Annotated in this window: 19 protein-coding genes and 2 tRNA genes; 7 read left to right on the plus strand and 14 right to left on the minus strand. The window is 69.6% G+C overall.

Translation table 11 applies throughout. From position 1 onward, the window contains the following. The 8 genes from nrfD to ACT3SQ_RS01510 all read right to left on the minus strand — a co-directional run bounded on the left by nrfD (window position 1) and on the right by ACT3SQ_RS01510 (window position 10,009). Window positions 1–1,116: an NrfD/PsrC family molybdoenzyme membrane anchor subunit gene (gene nrfD, locus ACT3SQ_RS01475; RefSeq protein WP_441445083.1), complete on the minus strand. Its 1,116-nt coding sequence runs from the start codon at window positions 1,114–1,116 to the stop codon at window positions 1–3. Then, window positions 1,113–2,114: a 4Fe-4S dicluster domain-containing protein gene (locus ACT3SQ_RS01480; protein WP_441445082.1), complete on the minus strand. Its 1,002-nt coding sequence runs from the start codon at window positions 2,112–2,114 to the stop codon at window positions 1,113–1,115. The genes nrfD and ACT3SQ_RS01480 overlap by 4 nt, the downstream gene beginning before the upstream one ends. After that, entirely contained in the window at window positions 2,111–5,407 is a 3,297-nt protein-coding gene (gene fdnG, locus ACT3SQ_RS01485) for a formate dehydrogenase-N subunit alpha (RefSeq protein WP_441445081.1), read from the minus strand. Before fdnG ends, ACT3SQ_RS01480 begins: the two co-directional genes overlap by 4 nt. A 122-nt stretch (window positions 5,408–5,529) precedes the next feature. Then, window positions 5,530–6,444: a hypothetical protein gene (locus ACT3SQ_RS01490; protein ID WP_441445080.1), complete on the minus strand. Its 915-nt coding sequence runs from the start codon at window positions 6,442–6,444 to the stop codon at window positions 5,530–5,532. A 203-nt stretch (window positions 6,445–6,647) separates the two neighbouring features. Beyond that, window positions 6,648–7,016, minus strand: a complete 369-nt coding sequence (locus ACT3SQ_RS01495) for a chorismate mutase (protein WP_441445079.1) — start codon at window positions 7,014–7,016, stop codon at window positions 6,648–6,650. After that, window positions 7,013–8,353, minus strand: a complete 1,341-nt coding sequence (gene clpX, locus ACT3SQ_RS01500; RefSeq protein ID WP_441445078.1) for an ATP-dependent Clp protease ATP-binding subunit ClpX — start codon at window positions 8,351–8,353, stop codon at window positions 7,013–7,015. The genes ACT3SQ_RS01495 and clpX overlap by 4 nt, the downstream gene beginning before the upstream one ends. Before the next feature lie 335 nt (window positions 8,354–8,688). Beyond that, window positions 8,689–9,336 carry an ATP-dependent Clp protease proteolytic subunit gene (locus ACT3SQ_RS01505; protein WP_441445111.1) on the minus strand — a complete coding sequence of 216 codons (648 nt, stop codon included), beginning with the start codon at window positions 9,334–9,336 and terminating at the stop codon, window positions 8,689–8,691. Between the two features lie 97 nt (window positions 9,337–9,433). Then, on the minus strand, window positions 9,434–10,009 hold the full coding sequence (locus tag ACT3SQ_RS01510) for an ATP-dependent Clp protease proteolytic subunit (RefSeq protein ID WP_441445110.1): 576 nt from the start codon (window positions 10,007–10,009) through the stop codon (window positions 9,434–9,436). 477 nt (window positions 10,010–10,486) lie between these two features. Here ACT3SQ_RS01510 and ACT3SQ_RS01515 point away from each other — a divergent pair, with 477 nt between their 5' ends. After that, window positions 10,487–11,332 carry a C40 family peptidase gene (locus ACT3SQ_RS01515; RefSeq protein WP_441445077.1) on the plus strand — a complete coding sequence of 282 codons (846 nt, stop codon included), beginning with the start codon at window positions 10,487–10,489 and terminating at the stop codon, window positions 11,330–11,332. Between the two features lie 68 nt (window positions 11,333–11,400). Here the strand turns inward: ACT3SQ_RS01515 and ACT3SQ_RS01520 are convergent, their stop codons facing one another. The 3 genes from ACT3SQ_RS01520 to ACT3SQ_RS01530 form a co-directional block, all read right to left on the minus strand. Then, entirely contained in the window at window positions 11,401–11,982 is a 582-nt protein-coding gene (locus ACT3SQ_RS01520; protein WP_441445076.1) for a dihydrofolate reductase family protein, read from the minus strand. Window positions 11,983–12,115: 133 nt separating this feature from the next. Continuing rightward, entirely contained in the window at window positions 12,116–13,711 is a 1,596-nt protein-coding gene (gene tig / locus ACT3SQ_RS01525) for a trigger factor (RefSeq protein ID WP_441445075.1), read from the minus strand. 83 nt (window positions 13,712–13,794) lie between these two features. Further along, window positions 13,795–13,868, minus strand: a tRNA-Pro gene (locus ACT3SQ_RS01530). 138 nt (window positions 13,869–14,006) lie between these two features. On the opposite strand from ACT3SQ_RS01530, the gene ACT3SQ_RS01535 reads away from it, so the two are divergent. Next, a tRNA-Gly gene (locus ACT3SQ_RS01535) sits at window positions 14,007–14,080 on the plus strand. Window positions 14,081–14,175: 95 nt separating this feature from the next. On the opposite strand, the gene ACT3SQ_RS01540 is transcribed toward ACT3SQ_RS01535, so the two are convergent. Together ACT3SQ_RS01540 and ACT3SQ_RS01545 are read right to left on the minus strand one after the other, a co-directional pair. After that, window positions 14,176–14,820, minus strand: coding sequence for a response regulator (locus tag ACT3SQ_RS01540; RefSeq protein WP_441444713.1), 645 nt, complete (start codon window positions 14,818–14,820; stop codon window positions 14,176–14,178). Further along, a complete protein-coding gene (locus ACT3SQ_RS01545) occupies window positions 14,817–15,551 on the minus strand; it encodes a sensor histidine kinase (RefSeq protein ID WP_444598955.1) in 735 nt (244 codons plus the stop codon). Before ACT3SQ_RS01545 ends, ACT3SQ_RS01540 begins: the two co-directional genes overlap by 4 nt. Window positions 15,552–15,670: 119 nt before the next feature. Between ACT3SQ_RS01545 and ACT3SQ_RS01550 the strand changes: the two genes are divergently transcribed. From ACT3SQ_RS01550 to ACT3SQ_RS01570, 5 genes are all read left to right on the plus strand, one after another. Beyond that, the gene (locus ACT3SQ_RS01550; protein ID WP_442332145.1) at window positions 15,671–16,417 is read left to right on the plus strand and encodes an ABC transporter ATP-binding protein; all 747 of its coding nucleotides are present in this window, start codon (window positions 15,671–15,673) and stop codon (window positions 16,415–16,417) included. After that, window positions 16,414–17,208 carry an ABC transporter permease gene (locus ACT3SQ_RS01555; RefSeq protein WP_441444717.1) on the plus strand — a complete coding sequence of 265 codons (795 nt, stop codon included), beginning with the start codon at window positions 16,414–16,416 and terminating at the stop codon, window positions 17,206–17,208. Before ACT3SQ_RS01550 ends, ACT3SQ_RS01555 begins: the two co-directional genes overlap by 4 nt. Window positions 17,209–17,388: 180 nt before the next feature. After that, complete coding sequence (locus ACT3SQ_RS01560; protein ID WP_441444718.1) at window positions 17,389–18,945, plus strand: Ada metal-binding domain-containing protein; 1,557 nt, start codon at window positions 17,389–17,391, stop codon at window positions 18,943–18,945. After that, window positions 18,942–19,454 carry a methylated-DNA--[protein]-cysteine S-methyltransferase gene (locus ACT3SQ_RS01565; protein ID WP_444600772.1) on the plus strand — a complete coding sequence of 171 codons (513 nt, stop codon included), beginning with the start codon at window positions 18,942–18,944 and terminating at the stop codon, window positions 19,452–19,454. The genes ACT3SQ_RS01560 and ACT3SQ_RS01565 overlap by 4 nt, the downstream gene beginning before the upstream one ends. A gap of 12 nt (window positions 19,455–19,466) precedes the next feature. Next, window positions 19,467–20,690: an aminotransferase-like domain-containing protein gene (locus ACT3SQ_RS01570; RefSeq protein WP_441444720.1), complete on the plus strand. Its 1,224-nt coding sequence runs from the start codon at window positions 19,467–19,469 to the stop codon at window positions 20,688–20,690. On the opposite strand, the gene ACT3SQ_RS01575 is transcribed toward ACT3SQ_RS01570, so the two are convergent. Next, a complete protein-coding gene (locus tag ACT3SQ_RS01575; RefSeq protein ID WP_441444721.1) occupies window positions 20,665–21,408 on the minus strand; it encodes a class I SAM-dependent methyltransferase in 744 nt (247 codons plus the stop codon). The two genes, ACT3SQ_RS01570 and ACT3SQ_RS01575, sit on opposite strands and share 26 nt — an antisense overlap. Between the last annotated feature and the right edge of the window lie 42 nt (window positions 21,409–21,450).

Consider the following 21,450-nt stretch of genomic DNA (forward strand, 5'->3'; position numbering starts at 1 on the left):
TCAGCCGGCGGTGGTGATCGAGTCGTCGGTGTTGCCCGTGGCGCGGCGCGCGGCGAGCCGTGCCTTCTGCGGCTCGATGACGCGGCGCGGGTCCTTCACGGACTCCAGCCCCGCGTACAGCACCCCGAAGCGGGTCAGCGCGGAGGAGGTCAGCAGCGCGACGCCGCTCGCGGCGGCGAGGTACCGGTTGCGGCCGCCGAGGAGGGTGCCGATGCCGCCGGCGATCGCGAGGCGCTCGGACCACTTCAGCAGCGTCCCGGCCCGCCCGGTCTCCAGCGGCTCGGCCTCCAGCGGATGCATCGACTCCTTCATGAGGTGCATGGAGATCACGTCTCCCACCACCCCGGCGCTGGCGAGGAGCCGGGCGGGACCGGCCTCTGCCACGGGGCTGGTGAGCATTGCGGCTCCGCCGGCGGCGAGGCTCGCGGAGGAGGTGAAGAGGTAGGAGAGGTGCTCGCGGCCCGCCTCCCAGGTCGGCACGACGGTGTTGCCCAGCAGCGCGCCGGTGTAGGAGGCCAGCAGCGGCGCGAGCACGCCCTGACCCAGCGAGGAGGGACCCTCGAGCCCGCTGAGCAGGTCACGCAGCACTCCCAACGGGAGCCTCTCCCCCGTCATCCGATCCACCTCGATCGCGCCGAGCACTCCGGAGAAGGTCGCGAACCCGCCGAGGATCCAGGTCCCCAGGCTCATCGGGGAGGTCACCTTGACGGTGCGCATCATGTTCAGGAATCGCTCGGGGCGGCCGAGGTCCTCGATCAGTGCGACGGTGCCCGCACCCACCGCGCCGAGGGCGATGAGGCGGGAGTTGCGGCGCAGCAGCGGGCGGCCGGTGCACTGCGCGCCGAGGGCGAGCAGACCGGAGCCGCCGGCGACCCCGCCGAGGAACAGGTAGATCGCGATCGGCTCCTTCCACGGCGGAGCCTTGACGACCTGTCGGCCGTAATAGGAGTCGAACTCATCGGACCGCTCGAACTCGACGTCCTCGACGACGGCGCCCTCGCGGGAGCCGTCCCCCATCCCGACCTCGGTGAGGCTGCGGCGGCGCCGTCCCCCGCCCCGGCGACGCTTCCGCGGGAGCTCGGGCGGGCGGTCGGCATCGAACTCGGTGATGCTCATCGGCGCCCTCCCAGGAACGAGAGCGCGGCCACGGCGACCATGCCCGCAGCGGCGATGCCCACCCGGGCGTAGGTGGCGGGCAGGGACTTGGTGGGGACCTGCGGGTCCGGTGGGAGCCCGTAGACCTCGGGCTCGTCCAGCAGCAGGAACACCGAGCCGGTGCCGCCGACTCCGTCCTTGGGGTTCGCGCCGTACAGGCGGGCCTCGGTCATGCCGCGCTCGTGGAGGTCGGTGACGCGCTGCTGCGCCTCCGTGGTCAGGTCCGGATGATCGCCGAACTTGATCGACTGGGTGGGGCAGGTCGCGGAGCAGGCGGGTTCCTGCCCGTCGACCATCTTGTCGTAGCAGAGGGTGCACTTGCTGGCGGTGCCCATCCGATCCACCTTGTCCCCGCGATGCGCGAAGGGTGAGATGGTGCCGTCGTCGCGGCGCTCGATGACCCCGAAGGGGCAGGCGCTCACGCAGGTGCCGCAGCCGTTGCAGACGTCCTCCTGGACCACCACGGAGCCGAACTCGGAGCGGAAGATCGCGCCGGTCGGGCAGACGTCCAGGCAGCCGGCGTTGGTGCAGTGCTTGCACACATCCGAGGACATCAGCCAGCGGAACTCAGGGGTGTCCGGCGGGGTGCGGTCCGTGCTCGACAGATCCCCGGCCGGAGTCGCGCCGCGGCGGCCCGAGGGCTTCGGGCCGATCCCGGGCATGCCGAGGCTGACGAGCTTGCGGCCCGATTCCCGGGCTTCCTCGATCCGCTCCTGCCCCTGCTCGATGAAGGCGACATGGCGCCAGGTGTTGGCGCCGAGCTCACCGGTGTTGTCGTAGCTCGAGCCGAGGATCTCCAGGTTGCCGTCGATGGGATTGCGGTTCCACTCCTTGCACGCCACCTCGCAGGCCTTGCAGCCGATGCAGATCGAGGTGTCGGTGAAGAAGCCCTTGCGCACGTGCTCGTGCGCCCAGCCGGCATCCGCGGCGGGCCCTTCAGGTCCGGAGAGCAGGCTCATCGGTTCTTCATCTCCTTCATCGAGCGTTCTCCGCTGGGGACCGCGCTGGCCTCCTCCGGCCCTCGCACCTCATGCGGGACGGAGCCGTCGGCGGGCCCGGCACCCGGGGCACCCTCGGCGCCGTCGACGGCCGGGTGCTCGGAGACGACCAGGCCGGCGCGGCGACGATATTCCTCGACCAGCTTCCCACGCTCCGGACCCCGCGGGCGGCGTCCCGGGAGGAGGGTGCACGAGTTGTTCTTGCTGTTCTGGATCTGCGTGTTGGCGTCGAGGTTCATCCCGATGAGGTCGTTGGCGCCGTCACCGCTGATGATCGCCTCGGTGCCCTGGCCCCAGTGGAACGGGAGCCCGATCTGGTGGACCGTCCGCTCCCCCACCTGCAGGGGGGTCATCCGCTCGGTGATCAGCACCTTCGCCTCGATCGCGCTGCGCGCCGAGATGATGGTCGCCCAGCCGTAGGGTTCCAGCCCGACCTCCTCGGCCAGCTCCGGGGAGACCTCGCAGTACATCTCCGGCTGCAGCTCCGAGAGGTAGGGCAGGAAGCGGCTCATGCCGCCGGCGGTGTGGTGCTCGGTGATCCGGTAGGTGGTGAACACGTAGGGGTACACCTCGCCGCCGGGCCCCATCGCCCCGGGCGAGCTGAGGTTGTCCTCATCGCGGAAGGTGACCCGGGTGGGGTTGGACTGCTGCGCATACAGCGGGTTGCGGATGTTCGACTCCGGGGACTCGTAGTGCGTCGGCATCGGGCCGTCCACCATCCCGGTGGGGGCGAACAGCCAGCCGCGGCCGTCGGACTGCATGATGAAGGCGTCGGTGCCGGAGAGCGCCGCGGCACCACCCTGGCTGGGATCCCCCGGATCGTCCGGACGCTTGGTCAGCGGGAAGTCGGGGACGTCGTTCCCGGTCCACCGGCCGGCCTCCTCGTCCCACCACACCAGCTTCTTCCGCTCGCTCCAGGGCCTGCCCTGGGGATCGGCCGAGGCACGGTTGTAGAGGATTCGGCGGTTCGCCGGCCACGCCCAGCCCCATTCGGCGGCCGTCTCATCCTGCTCCTGGCCGGGCGTGCGGCGGCGGGCCTGGTTGATGCCCTCGGCGTAGACACCGGTGTAGATCCAGCAGCCGCCGATCGTGGAGCCGTCGCCCTTCATCTCGCTGAACGCGGCGAGCGGCTGCCCGGCCTTCTCCCCGGTGAGGTGGCGGCCGTTGATCTCGGCCAGCACCGACTCGGCGTCGGGCTCACCATGGTCGTTGACCGGGTAGTCCCAGGTGAGGTCGAGGATCGCACGGTCACGAGGGTCCGTGGAGTCCTTGAGCTTCTCCCGGATGCGGCAGCCGAGGTCGTACATGAACTGCAGGTCGCTGCGCGCGTCACCCGGGGGCTCGACAGCCTGGTCGCGCCATTGCACCATGCGCTGAGTCTGGGTGAAGGAGCCCGCCTTCTCCGTGTGGTTCGCCGCCGGCAGGAAGAACATCTCGGTGGCGATCTGCTCCGGGGTGAGCTCCCCGGACTCGATCTCCGGACCGTCGCGCCACCAGGTGGCGGATTCGATCATGTAGAAGTCCCGCACCACCATCCATTCCAGATGCGACATGCCCAGGCGCTGGAGCCGCCCGTTCGCGGAGCCGACGGCCGGGTTCTGGCCGAAGAGGAAGTACCCGTCGACGCCATCCTCGAGCATCCGCATGGTGGTCTGGTAGGTGCCGTGGGCACCGGTCAGCCGGGGCAGGTGATGGAATCCCCAGTCGTTCTCCACCGTCGCGTTCTCGCCCCACCATGCCTTGAGCAGGTTGATGGTGTAGATGTCCGCGTTCGCCCAGAAGCCCTTCTGCTCCTTCTTGCCGATCCCGCGGGTGAACTCGGCGAAGTCGTCCTGTCCCACCTTCGGCATCGGCAGGTAGCCGGGGAGGATGTGATAGAGCGTCGGGATGTCCGTGGAGCCCTGGATCGTGGCATGGCCGCGCAGTGCCATGATGCCGCCGCCCGGGCGGCCCATGTTGCCCATGAGCAGCTGCAGGATGCCGGAGGTGCGGATCATCTGCGCCCCGCCCTGGTGCTGGGTCCAGCCCAGCGCGTAGGCGAACATCGTGGTCTTCTCGCGCCCGGAGTTCTCCGCGATCGCGGTGGCCAGGTACTCGAAGTCCTCCGGGGCGATGCCGCAGGTGTCCTGGACCATCTGCGGGGTGTACCGGGCGTAGTGGCGCTTCAGGATCTGGAGCACGCTGCGCGGATGCTGCATCGTCTCGTCACGCTCGGGCATCCCGCGGGTGATGCTGTCCTCATCACCGGCGTACGCCCACTTGCTGTTGTCATAGGTCGAGGTCTCCGGGTCGTAGCCGGAGAACAGGCCGTCGAGGTCCTCGGGGTCCCCGTACTCCTCGGAGATGAGCGTCGAGGCGTTGGTGAATGCCTGGACGTACTCCTTGAAGTACAGATCGTTCTCGAGCACATGCCGGATCACCCCGCCCAGCAGCACGATGTCGGTGCCGGAGCGGATCGGGATGTGCCGATCAGCGTTCGCCGAGGTGCGCGTGAAGCGAGGATCGACATGGATCACCCGCGCACCGCGCTTCTTCGCCTCGATCACCCATTGGAAGGCGACCGGATGGGCCTCGGCCATGTTCGAGCCCTCGATGACGATGAGGTCCGCATTGGCGAAGTCCTGGACCGACTGCGTGGCACCGCCACGTCCGAACGAGGTTCCCAGACTGGGAACCGTGGCGGAGTGTCATATGCGGGCCTGGTTCTCCATCTGGATGGCGCCCGCCGCGGTGAAGAACTTCTTGATCAGATAGTTCTCTTCGTTGTCGATGGTCGCCCCGCCGAGGCTGGCGATCCCCATCGTGCGCTTCAGAGGCCGGCCGTGCTCGTCCTCGTCCTCCCAGTGCTTGCGGCGGGAGGCGATGAAGCGGTCGGCGATCATGTCCATCGCCGTCTCGAGCTCGAGATCCTCCCACGCGGTCGCGTAGGGCCGGCGATAGCGGACCTTCGTCTGGCGGAGGTAGGAGTTCGCGAGCTGCTCGCTGGCGGCGCCCTTGGGGCACAGGCGACCGCGGGACACCGGGGAATCCGGGTTGCCCTCGATCTGGATGACCTTGCCGTCCTTGTGGAAGACACGCTGGCCACAGCCGACTGCGCAGTACGGGCAGACGCTGTCCGCCACCCCGTCGACGTCAGCGGTGCGCGGGGCGGTGGTGCGGGTCTTCGCCGAGGTGACCGCCTTGCCGCGGCCTGTCGGATCTGCCCCGCGAAGCTGCCGGATCACCGGCCAGTCGAGGAACGTTGTGCGAGCCATATCGGCATCCTACCTACCGCCTGCCCGCGGCGGGCCGCCTCACCACAGTTGCCCGCTGCCAAGTTCATACCTTCTCACCTGGGCAGATGGCCCTGGACCAGGGGGCGACGGCCCGCTATTCCTCAGAGCCGATAGATGTCGGGCCGCGGCAGGGGCATCGGCAAAGGCCACTGGTCCGGGATCGGCAGCGGACGCGGCAGCGGCTGAGGAAGCGGCCAGTTCTCCGGCAACGGCATCGGTTCCGGAAGCAGGCTGGGCAGCGAGCGCGGCTGAGGCAGCGGCCAATTCTCCGGCATGGGCAGCGGCGCGCGCTCCCCGATCGGCCAGCAGTCCGTCATGGGCGGTGGGAACAGCGGCGGCAGCGGTGGCGGAGTCGGGAAGCAGTCAGTGAGGATCGGCGGGATCCCGATGATCAGGTCGTCCGGATCGATGCGCGGCACCGGGCAGCGCGGGATCTCCAGCCTCGGCAGCGGCAGGATGGGGAACGGGAAGGGGCCGACGTCGAACGGTCCGTCCGGAACGGTCGGGACCGGCGGCTTGCCCCACGGCGGGGGGATCGGCCAGGTGAAGTCATCCCCCGGTGTCGGGAGCGGAGAGACCGGCGGCTTCCCCCACGGCGGAGTGATCGGCCACGTGAAGTCATCTCCCGGTATCGGGAGCGGAGGGAAGATCGGGGGAAGGATCGGGGGGAGCCCCTTGGGCAGGGGAAACGGCAGGGGCTGGCTCGGGATCGGCATTCCCGGCGAGGTGGGCGCTCGGCGTCCGTCACCGCCGCCGGAGGCCTCGTCCTGGGCATCGGCGTGACGGCTCAGCTCGCGTCCATCTGCTCGGAGCATGTGGATCATCTGCTCGATGAGCGGCCGGACCTCCCCGCCCCAGCGCTCGTGGAACGAGTCGGCATCAGGCCCGATCCATTCGATCCCGTCGATCAGACTCGCGCAGCTCCCCAGCAGCGACTCCACCGCCCCTGCCGCTGCACCGCAGGCCGTGCCATGCTGACGCAGCACCTCGACCTCGGCTCCCCAGAACCCGCTCATCGTCCGCTCCCCTGCTCATCGCCATCCGTCTAGGACGAGAAACTACGGGGCCCGCTTCCATCCGTCGATGGGGAGGACTATCCATGCACCCGCCTGCTGCGGCAGGACCACGGGCCTCAGCGGAGCGGCCCAGCAGGGGTGATCAGGCAGAGACGACCCGACGGGGGTGGCCCGACGGGGATGGCCCGGCAGGTGCGACCGGGTCAGTTCTGCGCAGAGCTCTCCGCGGGGCTCGCGCCGGAGCTCTCGTCCCGGATCCGCTCATGGTGGCGGATCACCTCGGTGACGATGAAGCGCATGAAGGCTTCGGCGAAAGTGGGGTCCAGACCTGCCTGATCAGCCAGGGCACGAAGCCGATCGACCTGCTCGCGCTCCCGCGAAGGATCCGCAGGCGGCAGTCCATGCTCGGCCTTGAGCACCCCCACACGCTGAGTGTGGGCGAAGCGCTCGGCGAGCAGATGCACGAGCGCGGCATCGATGTTGTCGATGCTGCGCCGCTCCTCCAGAAGCAGCTCGCGGGCACGGGTCTCGGGGTGGCTGCCTCCTGCAGGTCCCGGCTTCGCACCGGTCATGCCGTGCGCTCCTGGCGGGTCCGGGAGCTCTCACGGTCCGCGTCCTTGCCGGTGAGCATCAGCGGGGCGCGTCCCTGGGTGATGACGCCCTCGGTGATCACGACCTTGACCACGTCGTCGCGAGAGGGCACCTCGAACATCACCGGCTGCAGGGAGTCCTCCAGGATCGCTCGCAGTCCACGTGCTCCGGTCTCCCGCTGGATCGCCTTGTCGGCGATGGCCTCCAGGGCGCTGCGCTCGAAGTCGAGCTCCACCCCGTCCAGGGCGAACATCTTCTGGAACTGCTTGACCAGTGCGTTGCGCGGCTCCGTGAGGATGGTGATCAGGGCGTCGCGATCGAGGTTCGAGACGCTCGTGATCACGGGCAGACGGCCGATGAACTCGGGGATCAGTCCGAACTTCAGCAGATCCTCCGGCAGCAGCTTGGAGTAGATCTGCTCCTGCTCGAGGGGGGTATGCAGCTCGGCGCCGAATCCGATGCCGCGCTTGCCGAGCCGTGAACCGATGATGTCCTCGATGCCTGAGAAGGCACCCGCCACGATGAACAGCACGTTCGTGGTGTCGATCTGGATGAATTCCTGGTGGGGATGCTTGCGCCCGCCCTGCGGCGGCACCGCGGCGACGGTGCCCTCGAGGATCTTCAGCAGGGCCTGCTGCACACCCTCCCCGGAGACGTCGCGGGTGATCGACGGGTTCTCGGACTTCCGACCGATCTTGTCGACCTCATCGATGTAGATGATGCCGCGTTCGGCCTTCTTGACGTCGTAATCTGCGGCCTGCAGGAGTTTGAGCAGGATGTTCTCGACGTCCTCCCCGACATATCCCGCTTCCGTGAGCGCGGTCGCGTCCGCCATCGCGAAGGGGACGTCGAGCATCCGGGCGAGGGTCTGCGCGAGATAGGTCTTGCCGCAGCCGGTGGGACCCACCAGCATCACGTTGGACTTGGCGACCTCGATCTCGTCGCGCTCGGAGTCGGCCTCCTCCGCGAGGCTCACCGCGGCGCTCTTGGCCGGCGAGGCAGATTCGGCGGCGTCCTGCGCACGCACGCGCTTGTAATGGTTGTAGACGGCGACCGCGAGCGCACGCTTGGCGGGCTCCTGGCCGACGACGTACTCCTCGAGAAAGTCGAAGATCTCGCGGGGGGCCGGGAGGGGGGCCTGGTCCTGGGCGACCGGCTGAGCGGCCTGGATCTCTTCGGCGATGATCTCGTTGCACAGCTCGATGCACTCTTCGCAGATGTACACCCCGGGGCCGGAGATCAGTCGTTCGACCTGCTTCTGCGACTTTCCGCAGAAGGAGCATTTGAACACGTCGGACCCATCGCTCGTACGCGCCATGTCCGTGTCCTTTCATCGGGCCGTCAGCAGTGCTCTTGCAGAATCCTCGGGTCACGGCTCGAGCCCCGCGGACCCTCACCACGGTACCGCGCAGACGACCCCGGACGCGGTAGGCGACGCGCTCCGGGACGCCGCGCCCCGCAGGAGCGATGCTCGGCCCCCGAGGGATTGAGGCCGCGCCCCGCCGGATCGACGGCCGGCCTCCGAGGGAACCGTCGCCGCCCCGCGGGAACGACATCAGCCCCTGCCAGCGCTCGGGAGCGGGCAGGGGCCGATGGATCGTGACGCCGGTGCCGCCGCGGGGCCTCAGCCGAGGCGCCGGAAGCGGCGGGCGATCACTTCGAGAGCTGCGCGCGAGGCACCTTGCGGGACTCCAGCACCTGGTCCACCAGGCCGTAGTCGAGCGCTCCGGCCGCGGTGAGGATCTTGTCGCGCTCGATGTCGACGCTGACCTGCTCCTTGGTGCGACCGGAGTGGAAGGCCAGGGTCTCCTCGAGCCATTCGCGCATGCGCATGATCTCGTTGGCCTGGATCTCCAGGTCGGAGGCCTGGCCGCCGCCGCCCTCTCCACCCATGGCGGGCTGGTGGATCATGATGCGCGCGTTCGGGAGCGCGAGGCGCTTGCCCGGAGCGCCGGCCGCCAGCAGCACGGCGGCGGCGGAGGCCGCCTGGCCCAGGCACACCGTGGTGACCTCGGGCTTGATGTACTGCATCGTGTCGTAGATCGCGGTCAGCGCGGTGAACGAGCCGCCGGGGCTGTTGATGTACAGCGTGATGTCACGATCCGGGTCCTGGGATTCCAGGACCAGCAGCTGGGCCATCACGTCGTCCGCGGAGGCGTCGTCGACCTGGACGCCCAGGAAGATGATGCGGTCCTCGAACAGCTTGGTGTACGGGTCCTGACGCTTCATGCCGTAGGCGGTGCGCTCCTCGTACTGAGGCAGGACATAGCGCGACGTGGGAAGCGGGGCCGTCGGGGCCATCCGGCCGGCCTGGGCGGTGGGGAATGCGCCGATGGTGCGGGGGTCGAAGGTCACTGGGTCTCCTTGAGTCAAGGGTGTCGGTGGGTGCCGGGGCCGGTCAGTCGGCGGTGCCGCCGCCACCGGTGACGTCACGCGCACCGGTGACGATCTTGTCGATGAAGCCGTACTCGAGCGCCTCCTCCGCGGTGAACCACTTGTCGCGGTCGGAGTCGGCGGTGATCTGCTCGACGCTTTTGTCGGTCTGCTCGGCGATCAACTCGGCGAGGGTGCGCTTCATCGACAGGATGAGCTCGGCCTGGATCCTGATATCGGTCGCGGTGCCACCGAGGCCACCGAGCGGCTGGTGCATGAGCACGCGGGTGTGGGGCGTGGCGAAACGCTTGCCCTTGGTGCCGGAGGAGAGCAGGAACTGTCCCATCGAGGCGGCCATGCCCATCGCCACCGTGACCACGTCCGGCTGGATGTACTTCATGGTGTCGTAGATGGCCATCCCGGCGGTGATCGAACCACCGGGGCTGTTGATGTAGAGGTAGATGTCCTTGTCCGGGTCCTCGGCGGCGAGGAGGAGCATCTTGGCGCAGATCGCGTTGGCGTTCTCGTCGCGCACCTCGGAGCCGAGCCAGACGATGCGCTCGCGCAGCAGGCGCTGGTAGACGTTGTCGTCCAGCCCCATGGGGGTGTCGCCGGCCGCATTGCGGGGCGGGGAGGTCTGAGTGCTCTGCGGGGTCACGCGGGTCACGGTGTCTCCTTGATAGCGGAAATCGTCGATGACACGACTCTAGGCGCTCGGCGGGACCCTCGCGGGCCCTGTTCGCCGCAGGCGCACTGCACGAGCGGGACAGCGGGCCCTGCCAGCAGAGCGGACGTCACGCGCAGCCGGACGGGGCTCGCTCCACCGCGTCCCAGCCCTCGCCAGATCCCTCCGCTGTGTCCCGCCTCTCGCGAGATCGTCAAGTCGTGGCGAGATCGGGTCACGTCCGGCGATGCGCGTGCAAAAACCGTGTCAAGACCACGGTTCAGCTCTGCCAAGCACCCTTACCGATGCCCCGTCGCCCTCCTACGGTGGCTACATCGCCTCGAAGACGGTGGTCACAACAGCCTGCAGTACACCCCGGCCCACGCCGGGACCGGAAGGAACGAACCGCACATCATGGCCCAGCACAACTCGCATCGCATCCCCGGCCGCGCCCAGCTCCCGACCCACCACGCCCAGCGCGCGGCTCGTGGCCTCGGTGGAGCTGCCGTCCTCGGCACCGTGGTCCTCGGCACCGCCTTCGTCGGCGGCGCCGCCCAGGCCGCTCCGGCGGCGCCCGCCGCCCCGATCGCCAGCGCCCCGGCAGCACCTGCTGTCAACGCCGCCCCCGCGGCCCCCACGGCCACCGCTCCCACCGCTGTCCTGGACAGCTCGCAGAAGCTCCGCTGGGGCTCGCGCAGCGGTGCCGTGCAGGATCTGCAGTCGGCGCTCAACGACCACGGCGCGAACCTGTCCGTCGACGGCGTGTTCGGCAAGCGCACGCACTCCGCAGTGAAGGACTACCAGTCCTCCCAGGGCCTCCAGGTCGATGGCGTCGTCGGTCCCCAGACCCGCAGCGCGCTCAACGGCGGTGCCGTCTCCACCGGCGGCGCCTCGGCTCCCGCCGCCTCGTCCTCGAGCTCCTCCTCGAACACCAGCTCGATCGTCAGCGCCGCCCGTTCGGCCGTCGGCACCCCCTACAGCTGGGGCGGCTCCTCGCTCGGCGGCATGGACTGCTCCGGCCTGGTGAACTACGCCTACCAGGCTGCCGGCATCGACCTCCCGCGCACCTCGGGCCAGATCGCCAACGGCGGCCGCTGGATCTCGCAGTCGCAGGCTCAGCCCGGAGACATCGTCGCCTGGTCCGGCCATGTCGCGATCTACGCCGGCAACGGCCAGATCATCGACGCCTCCGGCTCCAAGCAGCGCGTCGTCGAGCGTTCCATCTGGGGCAACCCGATCGGCTTCGTGACCTACCGCTGATCCACAGCGCGCACGCAGAACGGCCCGGCCCCCTCTGGGGAGCCGGGCCGTTCGCATGGCCGCTCACCTCAGCGTGCCCGGTAGATCCTGCCGAACGCCGCCTCGGCGCCGGGGATGGGCCCGACCAGCTCCCATTCCACCAAGCGACCACCGGGCACGTCGAAGGCGCGGGTGCCATCGCCGAGCATGACGGGGGCCGAGAACACCTGCAGCTCGTCGACCAGGCCATGCTCGAGCGCTTGGCGGGCGATATCCGCGCTGATGATCTGCACGTCCTTGCCCGCTGCGAGCTGCTGAGCCCGGCGCACCGCCTCCACGACGTCCACATCCCATGCGGTCACCGCGGGATCGTCAGCGAGTTCCGCCGGGCGGTGGGTCAGAACTATCTCGGTGCCCGTCCATGCCCCGCCGTAGGCTTCGGCGGTGAGCTCATCGCGATGGTCGGCCTGTGCGCGGGCGGCGTCGTAGCCGCGGCGCCCGGAGAGGATCACGCCGACGGCAGCGGCGAGTCGTGCGAGCACCGACTCGTCCATCCTCGGGCAGGCCTCGAGCCACGCCATGTCGTGCTCGGGGCCGGTGATGAACCCGTCCAGGGACGCAGTGAAGCTCCAGGTGACCTTGCTCGTGCCGGATGCGGTCGACGATCCCATCAGGTACCTCCGGGGACGGCAGTCTCGGACCGTTGCGGGCCGGGTCGCCGAGTCTTCCATCGACGACGCCGGGCCGCCACCCCGATGGGTGACGGCCCGGCGTCGTCTCATGCCCCGCAGCGGGGGCGGCGAGTCACTCGGAGTCGGTCGCCTCGGCGGCCTCGTCCTTCTTCGCAGCGGCCTTCTTCGCCGGTGCCTTCTTGGCGGGAGCCTTCTTGGCCGGCTTCGCCTCAGCGGCGTCAGCGTCATCCGCCGCAGCAGCCTTCTTCGTCGGCGCCTTCTTGGCCGGAGCCTTCTTGGCGGGCTTCTCGTCGGCCTCCGCTGCGTCGGTGTCATCCGCCGCAGCAGCCTTCTTGGCCGGCGCCTTCTTGGCAGCGGCCTTCTTGGCCGGGGCCTTCTTGGCCGGGGCCTTCTTGGCGGGCTTCTCGTCGGCCTCTGCCGCGTCGGCGTCGGCGCCCTCGGCCTTCAGGCCCAGGTCGATGACGTCGCCAGCGGTGTTCTTCACGGTGACCTCGGCGAGGACGACCTCGAGCGCCTTGGAGCGCTGGACCTCGGAGAAGATCTGCTCGAGCTGACCCGACTGGGCGAGCATCTGCAGCAGCTGGTTGGACTCGATGCCGTACTGGGTCGAGAGCTGGGTCATGTAGTTCATGAGGTCGCTCTGATCGACGTTCACCTCGCGGGTGCCGTTGATCTCGTCGAGCAGGAACTGGGCGCGAACGGCCTTCTCGGTGTCCTCGCGGATCTCCTCGCCGTGCGGGTCGCCAGCTTCCTTGCCCTCGTTCTCGAGGTGGGAGAGGATCTCGTCCTCCACCAGCTGCTCGGGGACCGGGATCTCGAGCTCCTCGAGGAGCTTCTCGAGCAGGGCGTTGCGGGCCAGGCCCACACGGTTGCCCTCGGCGTCGGCGGCGGCCTGCTTCTTCAGGTCATCCTTGAGCTCGTCGATGGTGTCGAACTCGGAGGCCATCTCGGCGAACTCGTCGTCGGCCTCGGGCAGCTCGCGCACCTTGACGGACTGTGCGGTGACCTTCACCTGCGCGTCCTCACCGGCACGGTCGCCACCGGCCAGCTTGGACACGAAGGTGGTGGTCTCCTCGGCGGAGAGGCCGATGAGCGCCTCGTCGAGGCCCTCGAGCATGTTGCCCTCACCGATCTGGTAGGACACGCCCTCGACGGACTCGATCTCCTCGTCGTCGATGGTCGCGACCATGTCGAGGGAGACGAAGTCGCCATCCTCGGCGGGGCGGTCCACGCCCACGAGGGTGCCGAAGCGCTCGCGCAGCTCGTCCAGGCGCACCTCGACGGCGTCCTCGTCGACGGTCGGCTCGTCGATCTCGACCTCGTAGGTCGAGAAGTCGGGCAGCTCGATCTCGGGGCGCACGTCCTGCTCGACGGTGAAGAGCAGGTTGCCGTCCTCGGAGCCGTCCAGGCCGGGCACCTCGGTGATCTCCACCTCGGGGCGGCCGACGGGCTTGATCTCCGCCTCAGCAGCAGCCTGCTGGTAGAAGTCGGGCAGGGCGTCGTTGACGGCCTCCTGCATGATCGCGGGGCGACCGAAGCGCTGCTCGACGAGCTTGGAGGGGACCTTGCCCTTGCGGAAGCCGGGGATCTGCACCTGATCGGCGATCTTCTTGGTGGCGGTCTCGACGGCGGGCTTGAGCTCGTCGAAGGGCACCTCGACGGTGAGCTTCACCCGGGTGGGGCTGAGCTTCTCGGACTCGGTCTTCACTGGTCAGGTCTCCCTGTAGATGGACAGTAGGTGGACGTTTCTGATGGCGCCCCGGGCCCGCACGCGGGCGACCCGACGCGGAGTCGGGGTGACAGGATTTGAACCTGCGACTTCCCGCTCCCAAAGCGGGTGCTCTACCAAGCTGAGCTACACCCCGGGGGGCAACCTTGGAGATATTACCCGTTCCCACTGCGGAGTGCCTCGGTCTGGCCCGGGCGCTGTGAGCAGATGCATGTCGCCTAGGCCACTGCGGATGTGCTCTTGCATCGCTGATCTGGTTCAATAGAGCCGCAGCGCGGGCGTAGCTCAATGGTAGAGCCTCAGTCTTCCAAACTGATTACGCGGGTTCGATTCCCGTCGCCCGCTCCATGGCACGAGGCCGCGGCATCCACCGGATGTCGCGGCCTCGTCGCTTCTACGCTGGTCACCGCTCGGATGCCCTTCTCTCCGAGAGTGCCTTCGCTCTATCCGAGAACGCCTTCGCGCAGGGCTCGCAGCACCGCGCTGGTGCGATCCCTCGCCCCCAGCTTCTGCAGAATCATCGAGATGTGGTTCTTCACGGTGCCCTCAGCCAGGTGCAGGAGCTCAGCGATCTCGCGGGTGCTGTAGCCCTCGGCGAGCATGCGGAGCACGTCGGTCTCCCGGTCGGTCAGCGCCTGGATCGGGGCGGCCCGTTCCCGAGCCGGCACCCGGTCCGAGCGAATCGCGCGCAGCAGGCCCTCCGTGATGGACGGCGAGATCAGGGTGCCCCCGCCTTCGAGGGCACGCACGGCCCGGGCGAGCTGGTCGACGGTGACGTCCTTGAGCAGGTATCCGCGGGCACCGCTGCGCAGAGCCTGGAGCACCAGCTCATCGTCATCGAAGGTGGTGAGCACGAGGACCGGCACCTGTGAGCCCTGCGCATGCAGCTGCTCGAGCGCCCAGAGGCCGTCGAAGCGCGGCATCCGCAGGTCCATCAGGACCACGTCCACGGGATGCTCGGCGATTGCGGCCAGCGCCGTCTTCCCGTCGTCCGCCTCGGCCACCACATCGATCCCCGCCACCTGCAGGAGAGCACGAATCCCGTCACGCACCAGCGCCTGGTCATCGACCACGATCACTCGGGTCACGCCGCCACCCGCCCCGTCACCGCGAAGCCCGCGGTGCCGTCGACCGTGAGCTCGCCCCCCAGGGACTCGAACCGTTCGCGCAGACCGCACAGACCGTTGCCGAGCTCGGGAGCCCGGGCGCCGATCCCGTCGTCTCGCGCCACCAGCGACACCTGACTGCCGTCCTGGGCGAGGTCGATCTGCAGCCGCGAGGCCTCGGAGTGGCGGATCGTGTTGGTCACCGCCTCCTGGGCGAGGCGGATGAAGGCGACCTGCTGCTCCTCCCCCAGGTTCAGATCCGGGTCCACGGCGATGTCGACCTGGAGCCCGGGAATTCCCTCGACCATGCTGCGCAGCGCCTCCTGCAGGTCCACGGGCTGCGTCCGCAGCTCCCCCACCGTCGAGCGGACGTCGCGCAGCAGCCCTCGGGCGACGGCATCGGCACGAGCCACGTGCTCGCGCGCCCGGTCGGGGCCGACGTGCCGGGCGGCCTCCAGGTTCAGAGTCAGCACCGTGGGCTGGTGGCCGATCAGGTCGTGCAGCTCGCGGGAGATCCGCAGCCGCTCCGCGGTGCGGGTGGATTCGGCCAGCAGGATCCCGGCGGCTTTGAGGTCCACGTGTGCCTGGGCCAGTTCGGTGCGCATCCGCTTCTCCCGCAGCAGGGTGAGGGTGCTGAAGACGGTCGCCAGCTGGATCATCAGGTAGAAGCCGCTCGCGATGCCGGCCCAGCTCTCGGTGCCCAGTCTGCGCATGGCACCATGCTAGGCCGCTCCCTCTGCGCGCACCCGTGCCGATGGCCATGGTGCGCCGGGTAGGGACCGATGACGGTGGGCACAGGTGCTCCGGGCTCTGCCTCCGTAGCGTCGAGACCATGACACCTCTGAGCACGAAGAACCCCGCTGTCCAGGTCCAGCAGCTCACCAAGAACTATGGACGCCGCACCGTCGTCGACGGCATCAGTCTGACCACCGCTCAGGGTGAGACCCTCGGGGTGCTGGGCATCAACGGGGCCGGCAAGACCACGACGGTCGAGATGATCGCCGGGCTGCGACGGCCCGACGGAGGTCGCATCACGGTGATGGGCCTGGACCCGTTCCGCGACCGCAGGGTGCTGCGGCAGGTGCTGGGGGTCCAGCTGCAGGACGCGGAGCTGCACGATGCGCTGACCGTGAACGAGCTGCTCGCGCTCTACCGCAGCTTCTACCCGGATCCCAGACCGACCCGGGAGCTGCTGGATCTGGTGGAACTCGATGCCCAGCGCACCACCCGCTTCGCGAAGCTCTCGGGCGGCCAGCAGCAGCGCCTGTCCGTGGCGCTCGCGCTCGTGGGCAGGCCCCGAGTGGTGATCCTCGACGAGCTGACCACTGGGCTGGATCCGGCGGCGCGACGTCGCATGTGGCGCACCATCGAGCATCTGAAGGCCGACGGAGTCACGATCCTCCTGGTCAGTCACACGATGGAGGAGGTCGAGCGACTCTGCGACCGCATCGTGCTGTTGGATGCGGGCCGGGTGCTCGCCGCCGGCACCCCGGTCGAGTTCATCGAGGGTGCCGGAACCACCACTCTGGACGAGGCCTTCGTCCAGCTCACCGGACACGAGATGGAGACTGCCGAATGACTGCTGGAACCCCCGCTGCCCCCGCCCCGTCCGAGCTGCGTGGTCACCATCCCGGGCCTCGATCCTTCGTCGTCATGGTGATCTCCGAGTCGAAGATGGTGCTGCGCGACACGGCCGGGATGATCGTGCCGATCGGGATGCCCCTGCTGATCCTGCTGACCACCGCCGGTGGCACGGCCGACGTCGAGGTCGGCGGCGGTTTCACTGCTCTGGACGTGGGCGTCCTGCCCATCGTGCTGATCATGGTGCTGTCGATGATCGGGGTGGTCAACATGCCCAGCTTCCTGGCTCACTACCGACACTCCGGCATCCTGAAGCGCATGTCGGTCACCCCGGTGAGTCCCGTGATGGTGCTGGCCGCCCAGGTGCTCGTCTCCGTCCTGCAGTCCGCGCTCGGCATCGGGCTGGCGCTGGGGTTCACCGCCGTCGTGTTCGGCCTCAATCTGCCCTCGAACCTCGTCGCGGCCCTGGGGATCCTGGCGCTGTCTGCGGCCGCGATGTACGCGCTGGGGATGATCGTCGCGGCGGTCTCCCCCACTCCCAACTCCGCGGTGGCGATCGGTCTGGTCGGCTTCCTGGGGCTGGGCGCCCTGGGAGGGATGTTCGGTGGGCGCGAGGCGCTTCCCGAGCGGCTCGCCGTGGTCGGGGACCATCTGCCGTTCGGCGCCGGGGTGCAGGCGCTCCAGCGGGCATGGGTGGGAGCGCCGATGGAGATGGCTTCGCTGTCATCCCTGCTCGCCGCAGTGGTGGCTGGGGTGGTGGTCTCCGCACTGCTCTTCCGCTGGGAGTGATCGACGAACTGCGAGCCTGCGAGGGAAGGAGAGCGACCGATCACGCAGGGAGTGATCGACGAACTGCGAACCTGCGAGCGCCGTGCGGCCGGGCGCAGGGGTTGCTGGAAAAGGATCGGGGTCCATCACTCTGTCCGGATCCCGCTGGCGCGGCAGGCTGCAGAGGGGTTCACTGGAGGTATGGAGATGCTCACGGACGACCAGCGCTATGCGGCGATCGCCGCGCGCGATGCGCGGTTCGACGGTGTGTTCTTCACCTGCGTGCGCTCCACCGGGATCTTCTGCCGTCCCTCGTGCCCCTCGCGCACACCGCGCCGGGACCGGGTGGAGTTCACCCCCAGCGCCGCCGCGGCGGTCGAGCGTGGCTACCGGGCGTGCAAGCGCTGTGGGCCGCTCACCCCTCCGGGCGCCGACTCCGACGATCCTGCGGGTGAGCTCGCGCACCGGGCGCTCGCGCTCATCCACGCCGGCGCGCTGGACGCCGGACTGGACGGGAGCACGACCGTGAGCGAGCTCGCCGACCAGCTGCACGTCACCGAGCGGACCCTGCACCGGGCGTTGGTGGCCCGCACCGGCACCGGGGCGGTCGCGCATGCCCGCATGGCCCGGGCCCGCCGCGCCCATGCGCTGCTGCGCTCGACCAGCTGGCCGATGGGCGATATCGCGACAGCGGCCGGTTTCGGCAGCGAGCGCCAGCTGCACGAGACCGTCCGCCGGATCTTCGGCCGGGCCCCGTCGGCGATCCGTGAGCTCGCCGCACCTCGGCGCGGAACCGGGGGCGCGATGGGCGCCGCTCGCGCAGACGGCGTCGGAGACGAGGGTCGCGCGGACAGCATCGCCGTGGTCCACGCCGACCTGGCCGTGCGCCGCCCCTTCCATGGAGCCGGACTGGCGAGCTGGTTCGCAACCCGGGCGATCCCCGGGGTCGAGCACGTCGAGGACCTCGTCTGGACGCGTGCCGTGGCCCTCCCCCATGGGCCCGCAGTCCTGCAGGTCGACCTCGGAGCGGAAGAGGGACTACTGCCGCTGACTGCACGGCTGACGGACCTGCGCGACTATGCCGCCGCCGTCGCCCTGGCTCGGCGGATGCTGGACCTGGATGCGGACCCGCATGGCATCGATGCCGGCCTGCGGGCCGCGATGCCTGCTCTGGCCCCTCTCCTCGACGCGCGCCCGGGAGTGCGGATCCCCGGCACGCCGAGCCTCTCCGAGGCGCTGATGTGGGCGATCGTCGGTCAGCAGATCAGCACTGCCCGCGCCCGGGCTCTGATCGAGAGCGCCACCGATCTCGCCGGAGCCGAGCTGCCCGCGTCGCTGCACACCGGGCACGTCCACCGGCTCTCGGTGTCACCGGGCGAGGCCGGTGCCCGCGCCGAGGAATGGTTCCGGGGGCCCGGCGCACGCCGCCGCACCCTGGCCGGCGCGCTCACCGACCCACCGGATCCGCACCTCCCCCTGCCCGAGCTGCGCAACAGGCTGCTGGCCATGCCCGGGATCGGTCCCTGGACCGCCGATTACGCCCTGCTGCGCGGAGCCCGCGCGATCGATGTGGCACCGCAGCGGGACGTCGCCCTGCTCGCCGTCGCCCGTGCCCTCGAGCTGGCCGAGGACTTCCCCGCGCTCGATGCCGCTCTGCTCGCCGCCTCCCCCTGGCGCAGCTATGCGGTGATGCACCTGTGGCATCACCGTGACGACCTCCCTGCAGAACTCCGAACCCTTCGGAAGGACCGCTCATGACCACCACCCCGCTCCGCCCCGGCCGCTCCCATCGCCTCGTCGGGACCCGACTCGGCACCTACCTGCTGGCGGCAGACGCCGACGGACTCGTCGGCGTCTGGCGTCAGGACCAGAAGCACTTCCCTGCAGCGGCTCGGCTCGGCGCGGTCGCCGAGGCCCCCCACCCCGTGCTCGACGAGGCGGAGGCCCAGCTCCTCGCCTACCTCGCCGGGGACCGGGAGGAGTTCACGCTGCCGCTGGCCCCCGAGGGCACCGAGTTCCAACGGGCCGTCTGGGCGCACCTGGCCTCGATCCCCCGTGGCACCACCGCGACCTATGGGCAGATCGCCCGCGCCCTGGAACGGCCGCGTGCGGCCCAGTCCGTCGGTGCCGCCGTCGGCTCCAATCCGCTGTCGATCGTGGTGCCGTGCCATCGGGTGGTGGGCAGCACCGGGGCGATGACCGGATACGCAGGCGGGATAGAGACCAAACAGGCACTGCTGCTCCTCGAGGGCGCACTGCTCGCGTGACACCATGGGCCGATGACCGCGTCTGCTCCGTTCGAGCCCACCCGACAGCCGTTCCGCTTCCCCGTCGCCGCGCGCTACGCGGGCATGGAGTCCTCTCCGCTGAAGGACATCTTCGCCCTCGCCGCCCGCAAGGACATCGTCTCCTTCGCCGGCGGGATCCCGGATCCGGCGCTGTTCGCGCTCGAGGACGTCACCGCCTGCTACGACTGGGTGCTCTCCCACCAGGGCCACCGGGCGCTGCAGTACGGGGTGAGCGAGGGAGAGGTCGAGCTGCGCGAGCAGGCCGCACGCCGTCTCTCCCGTGATCTCCCGACCGACGCCTCCCAGATCCGGGTCACCTCGGGCTCCCAGGAGGGATTGTTCGTCATCGCCCAGGCCCTGCTCGAGCCCGGTGACGTGGTGCTGGTCGAGTCCCCCACCTATCTCGCGGCGGTGCAGGCCTTCGCTGTTCATGGCGCACGCATGATCGGGGTCGACACCGACGATGACGGGGTGATCCCGGAAGCGCTCGAGGAGGCCATCCGCACCCACCATCCGCGGATGGTCTACCTGATCCCGTCCTTCCAGAACCCCACCGGGCGCACCATGCCGGTGGCGCGTCGGCAGGCGGTGGCCGACGTGCTGCTGCGCACCGACGTGCCGCTGATCGAGGACGACCCCTACGGCGCGCTGAGCTTCACCGGCAGCACCTGGGCGCCGATCGCGTCCCTGCCCGGGATGAGCGAGCGCACGATCCTGCTGAACTCGATGAGCAAGCTGATGAGCCCCGGCGTGCGGATCGGGTGGATGCGTGCGGAGGGCCCGATCCTGGACACCCTCGCGGTCGCCAAGGCCGCGATCTCCATGCAGTCCTCCGTGGTGGACCAGCTGACGGTGGCGCGATATCTCGAGACCGCCGATCTCGACGCCCATGTCGCGACGGTCAGCGCGGTCTACCGCGAGCGTCGCGACGCGATGACGGCGGCGATCACCCCGGTGCTCCCGGACGGCGCGCACCTGACCCGACCCGAGGGCGGGATGTTCCTGTGGGCCGCGCTCGGCGAGGGATACGACGCCCAGCGCATGCTCGCCGAGGCGGTCGCGGCAGGCGTCGCCTATCTGCCCGGCTGGTCCTTCTTCGCCGACAACGCCGACCGCTCCACGATGCGGCTGAGCTTCGTCACCCACTCCCCCGCAGTCATCGAGGAGGCCATCGGCCGCCTCGGCGAGGTCATCGCGAAGCACACCCGCGGCTGATCGGGACTGCAGGCTTCTGCCAGAGCAGCGTCACCCGGAAGCCCTCACGCCTGCGGATCCGGACTCCGGGGAGCACCCGGCCGGCGCGCTCCCTCAGCTCGTCGAGCGACCAGGCCGGATCGGCCACCGGGACCGCGGCCGCGGGATCCGGACCGCGCGCCGGGCGCGGGTGCTTCACCAGGCCGATCAGTGGATTGGTGACGGCGCTCCCGAGGTCCCACAGCTGGTCGAGCGTGGTCACCGGCATCGTCAGGGTGACCACGAGCAGCCTGCCCCCGGGGCGCAGCAGGATCTTCGCCTGGTTCAGCGCCTGGTCGAGATCCATGTGATGCAGCGACGCGACCATCGTGATCGCGTCGTAGCACCCCGCGTGCTCAGGCCAGGCGGCATGCTCGGCGAGGGTGCGACGATGGATCCGCGCCTGCGGGATCGGCGCGACCTCGGACGCGGCGAGGCGCGCCATCTCCGGATCGGGGTCGATCCCGTCCACCCGACCACCGGGCCCGATCACGCCGGCGAGCGCCGTGATCAGATCCCCGCGCCCGCAGCCGACGTCCAGCGCCGTGGTGGCGGCGGCAGGCACGGAACGCAGGATCCAGCGGTGGAAGTGCGCGTTGTGGTTCCAGGGGTGGCGTGCGTTCAGCACCGTCAGCCGCCGACCCAGCCAGCGGATCAGCGGATTCTCGGTGGTCCGCACATTCCACGGGGTGCTCGTCATCGCCGCAGCTCCTCAGAGTCTCAAGTTCACAAGCGTCTCAGC

This window comes from Brachybacterium sp. AOP42-C2-15 (genome assembly GCF_052377065.1).
GTDB lineage: Bacteria > Actinomycetota > Actinomycetes > Actinomycetales > Dermabacteraceae > Brachybacterium.

Bases quoted from the DNA above. Each gene is read 5' to 3' on its own strand.
- nrfD (WP_441445083.1), bottom strand. From the start codon at position 1,116: ATGAGCATCACCGAGTTCGATGCCGACCGCCCGCCCGAGCTCCCGCGG.
- ACT3SQ_RS01480 (WP_441445082.1), bottom strand. From the start codon at position 2,114: ATGAGCCTGCTCTCCGGACCTGAAGGGCCCGCCGCGGATGCCGGCTGG.
- ACT3SQ_RS01490 (WP_441445080.1), bottom strand. From the start codon at position 6,444: ATGAGCGGGTTCTGGGGAGCCGAGGTCGAGGTGCTGCGTCAGCATGGC.
- ACT3SQ_RS01495 (WP_441445079.1), bottom strand. From the start codon at position 7,016: ATGACCGGTGCGAAGCCGGGACCTGCAGGAGGCAGCCACCCCGAGACC.
- clpX (WP_441445078.1), bottom strand. From the start codon at position 8,353: ATGGCGCGTACGAGCGATGGGTCCGACGTGTTCAAATGCTCCTTCTGC.
- ACT3SQ_RS01505 (WP_441445111.1), bottom strand. From the start codon at position 9,336: ATGGCCCCGACGGCCCCGCTTCCCACGTCGCGCTATGTCCTGCCTCAG.
- ACT3SQ_RS01510 (WP_441445110.1), bottom strand. From the start codon at position 10,009: ATGGGGCTGGACGACAACGTCTACCAGCGCCTGCTGCGCGAGCGCATC.
- ACT3SQ_RS01515 (WP_441445077.1), top strand. From the start codon at position 10,487: ATGGCCCAGCACAACTCGCATCGCATCCCCGGCCGCGCCCAGCTCCCG.
- ACT3SQ_RS01520 (WP_441445076.1), bottom strand. From the start codon at position 11,982: ATGGGATCGTCGACCGCATCCGGCACGAGCAAGGTCACCTGGAGCTTC.
- ACT3SQ_RS01545 (WP_444598955.1), bottom strand. From the start codon at position 15,551: ATGCGCAGACTGGGCACCGAGAGCTGGGCCGGCATCGCGAGCGGCTTC.
- ACT3SQ_RS01550 (WP_442332145.1), top strand. From the start codon at position 15,671: ATGACACCTCTGAGCACGAAGAACCCCGCTGTCCAGGTCCAGCAGCTC.
- ACT3SQ_RS01555 (WP_441444717.1), top strand. From the start codon at position 16,414: ATGACTGCTGGAACCCCCGCTGCCCCCGCCCCGTCCGAGCTGCGTGGT.
- ACT3SQ_RS01560 (WP_441444718.1), top strand. From the start codon at position 17,389: ATGGAGATGCTCACGGACGACCAGCGCTATGCGGCGATCGCCGCGCGC.
- ACT3SQ_RS01565 (WP_444600772.1), top strand. From the start codon at position 18,942: ATGACCACCACCCCGCTCCGCCCCGGCCGCTCCCATCGCCTCGTCGGG.
- ACT3SQ_RS01570 (WP_441444720.1), top strand. From the start codon at position 19,467: ATGACCGCGTCTGCTCCGTTCGAGCCCACCCGACAGCCGTTCCGCTTC.
- ACT3SQ_RS01575 (WP_441444721.1), bottom strand. From the start codon at position 21,408: ATGACGAGCACCCCGTGGAATGTGCGGACCACCGAGAATCCGCTGATC.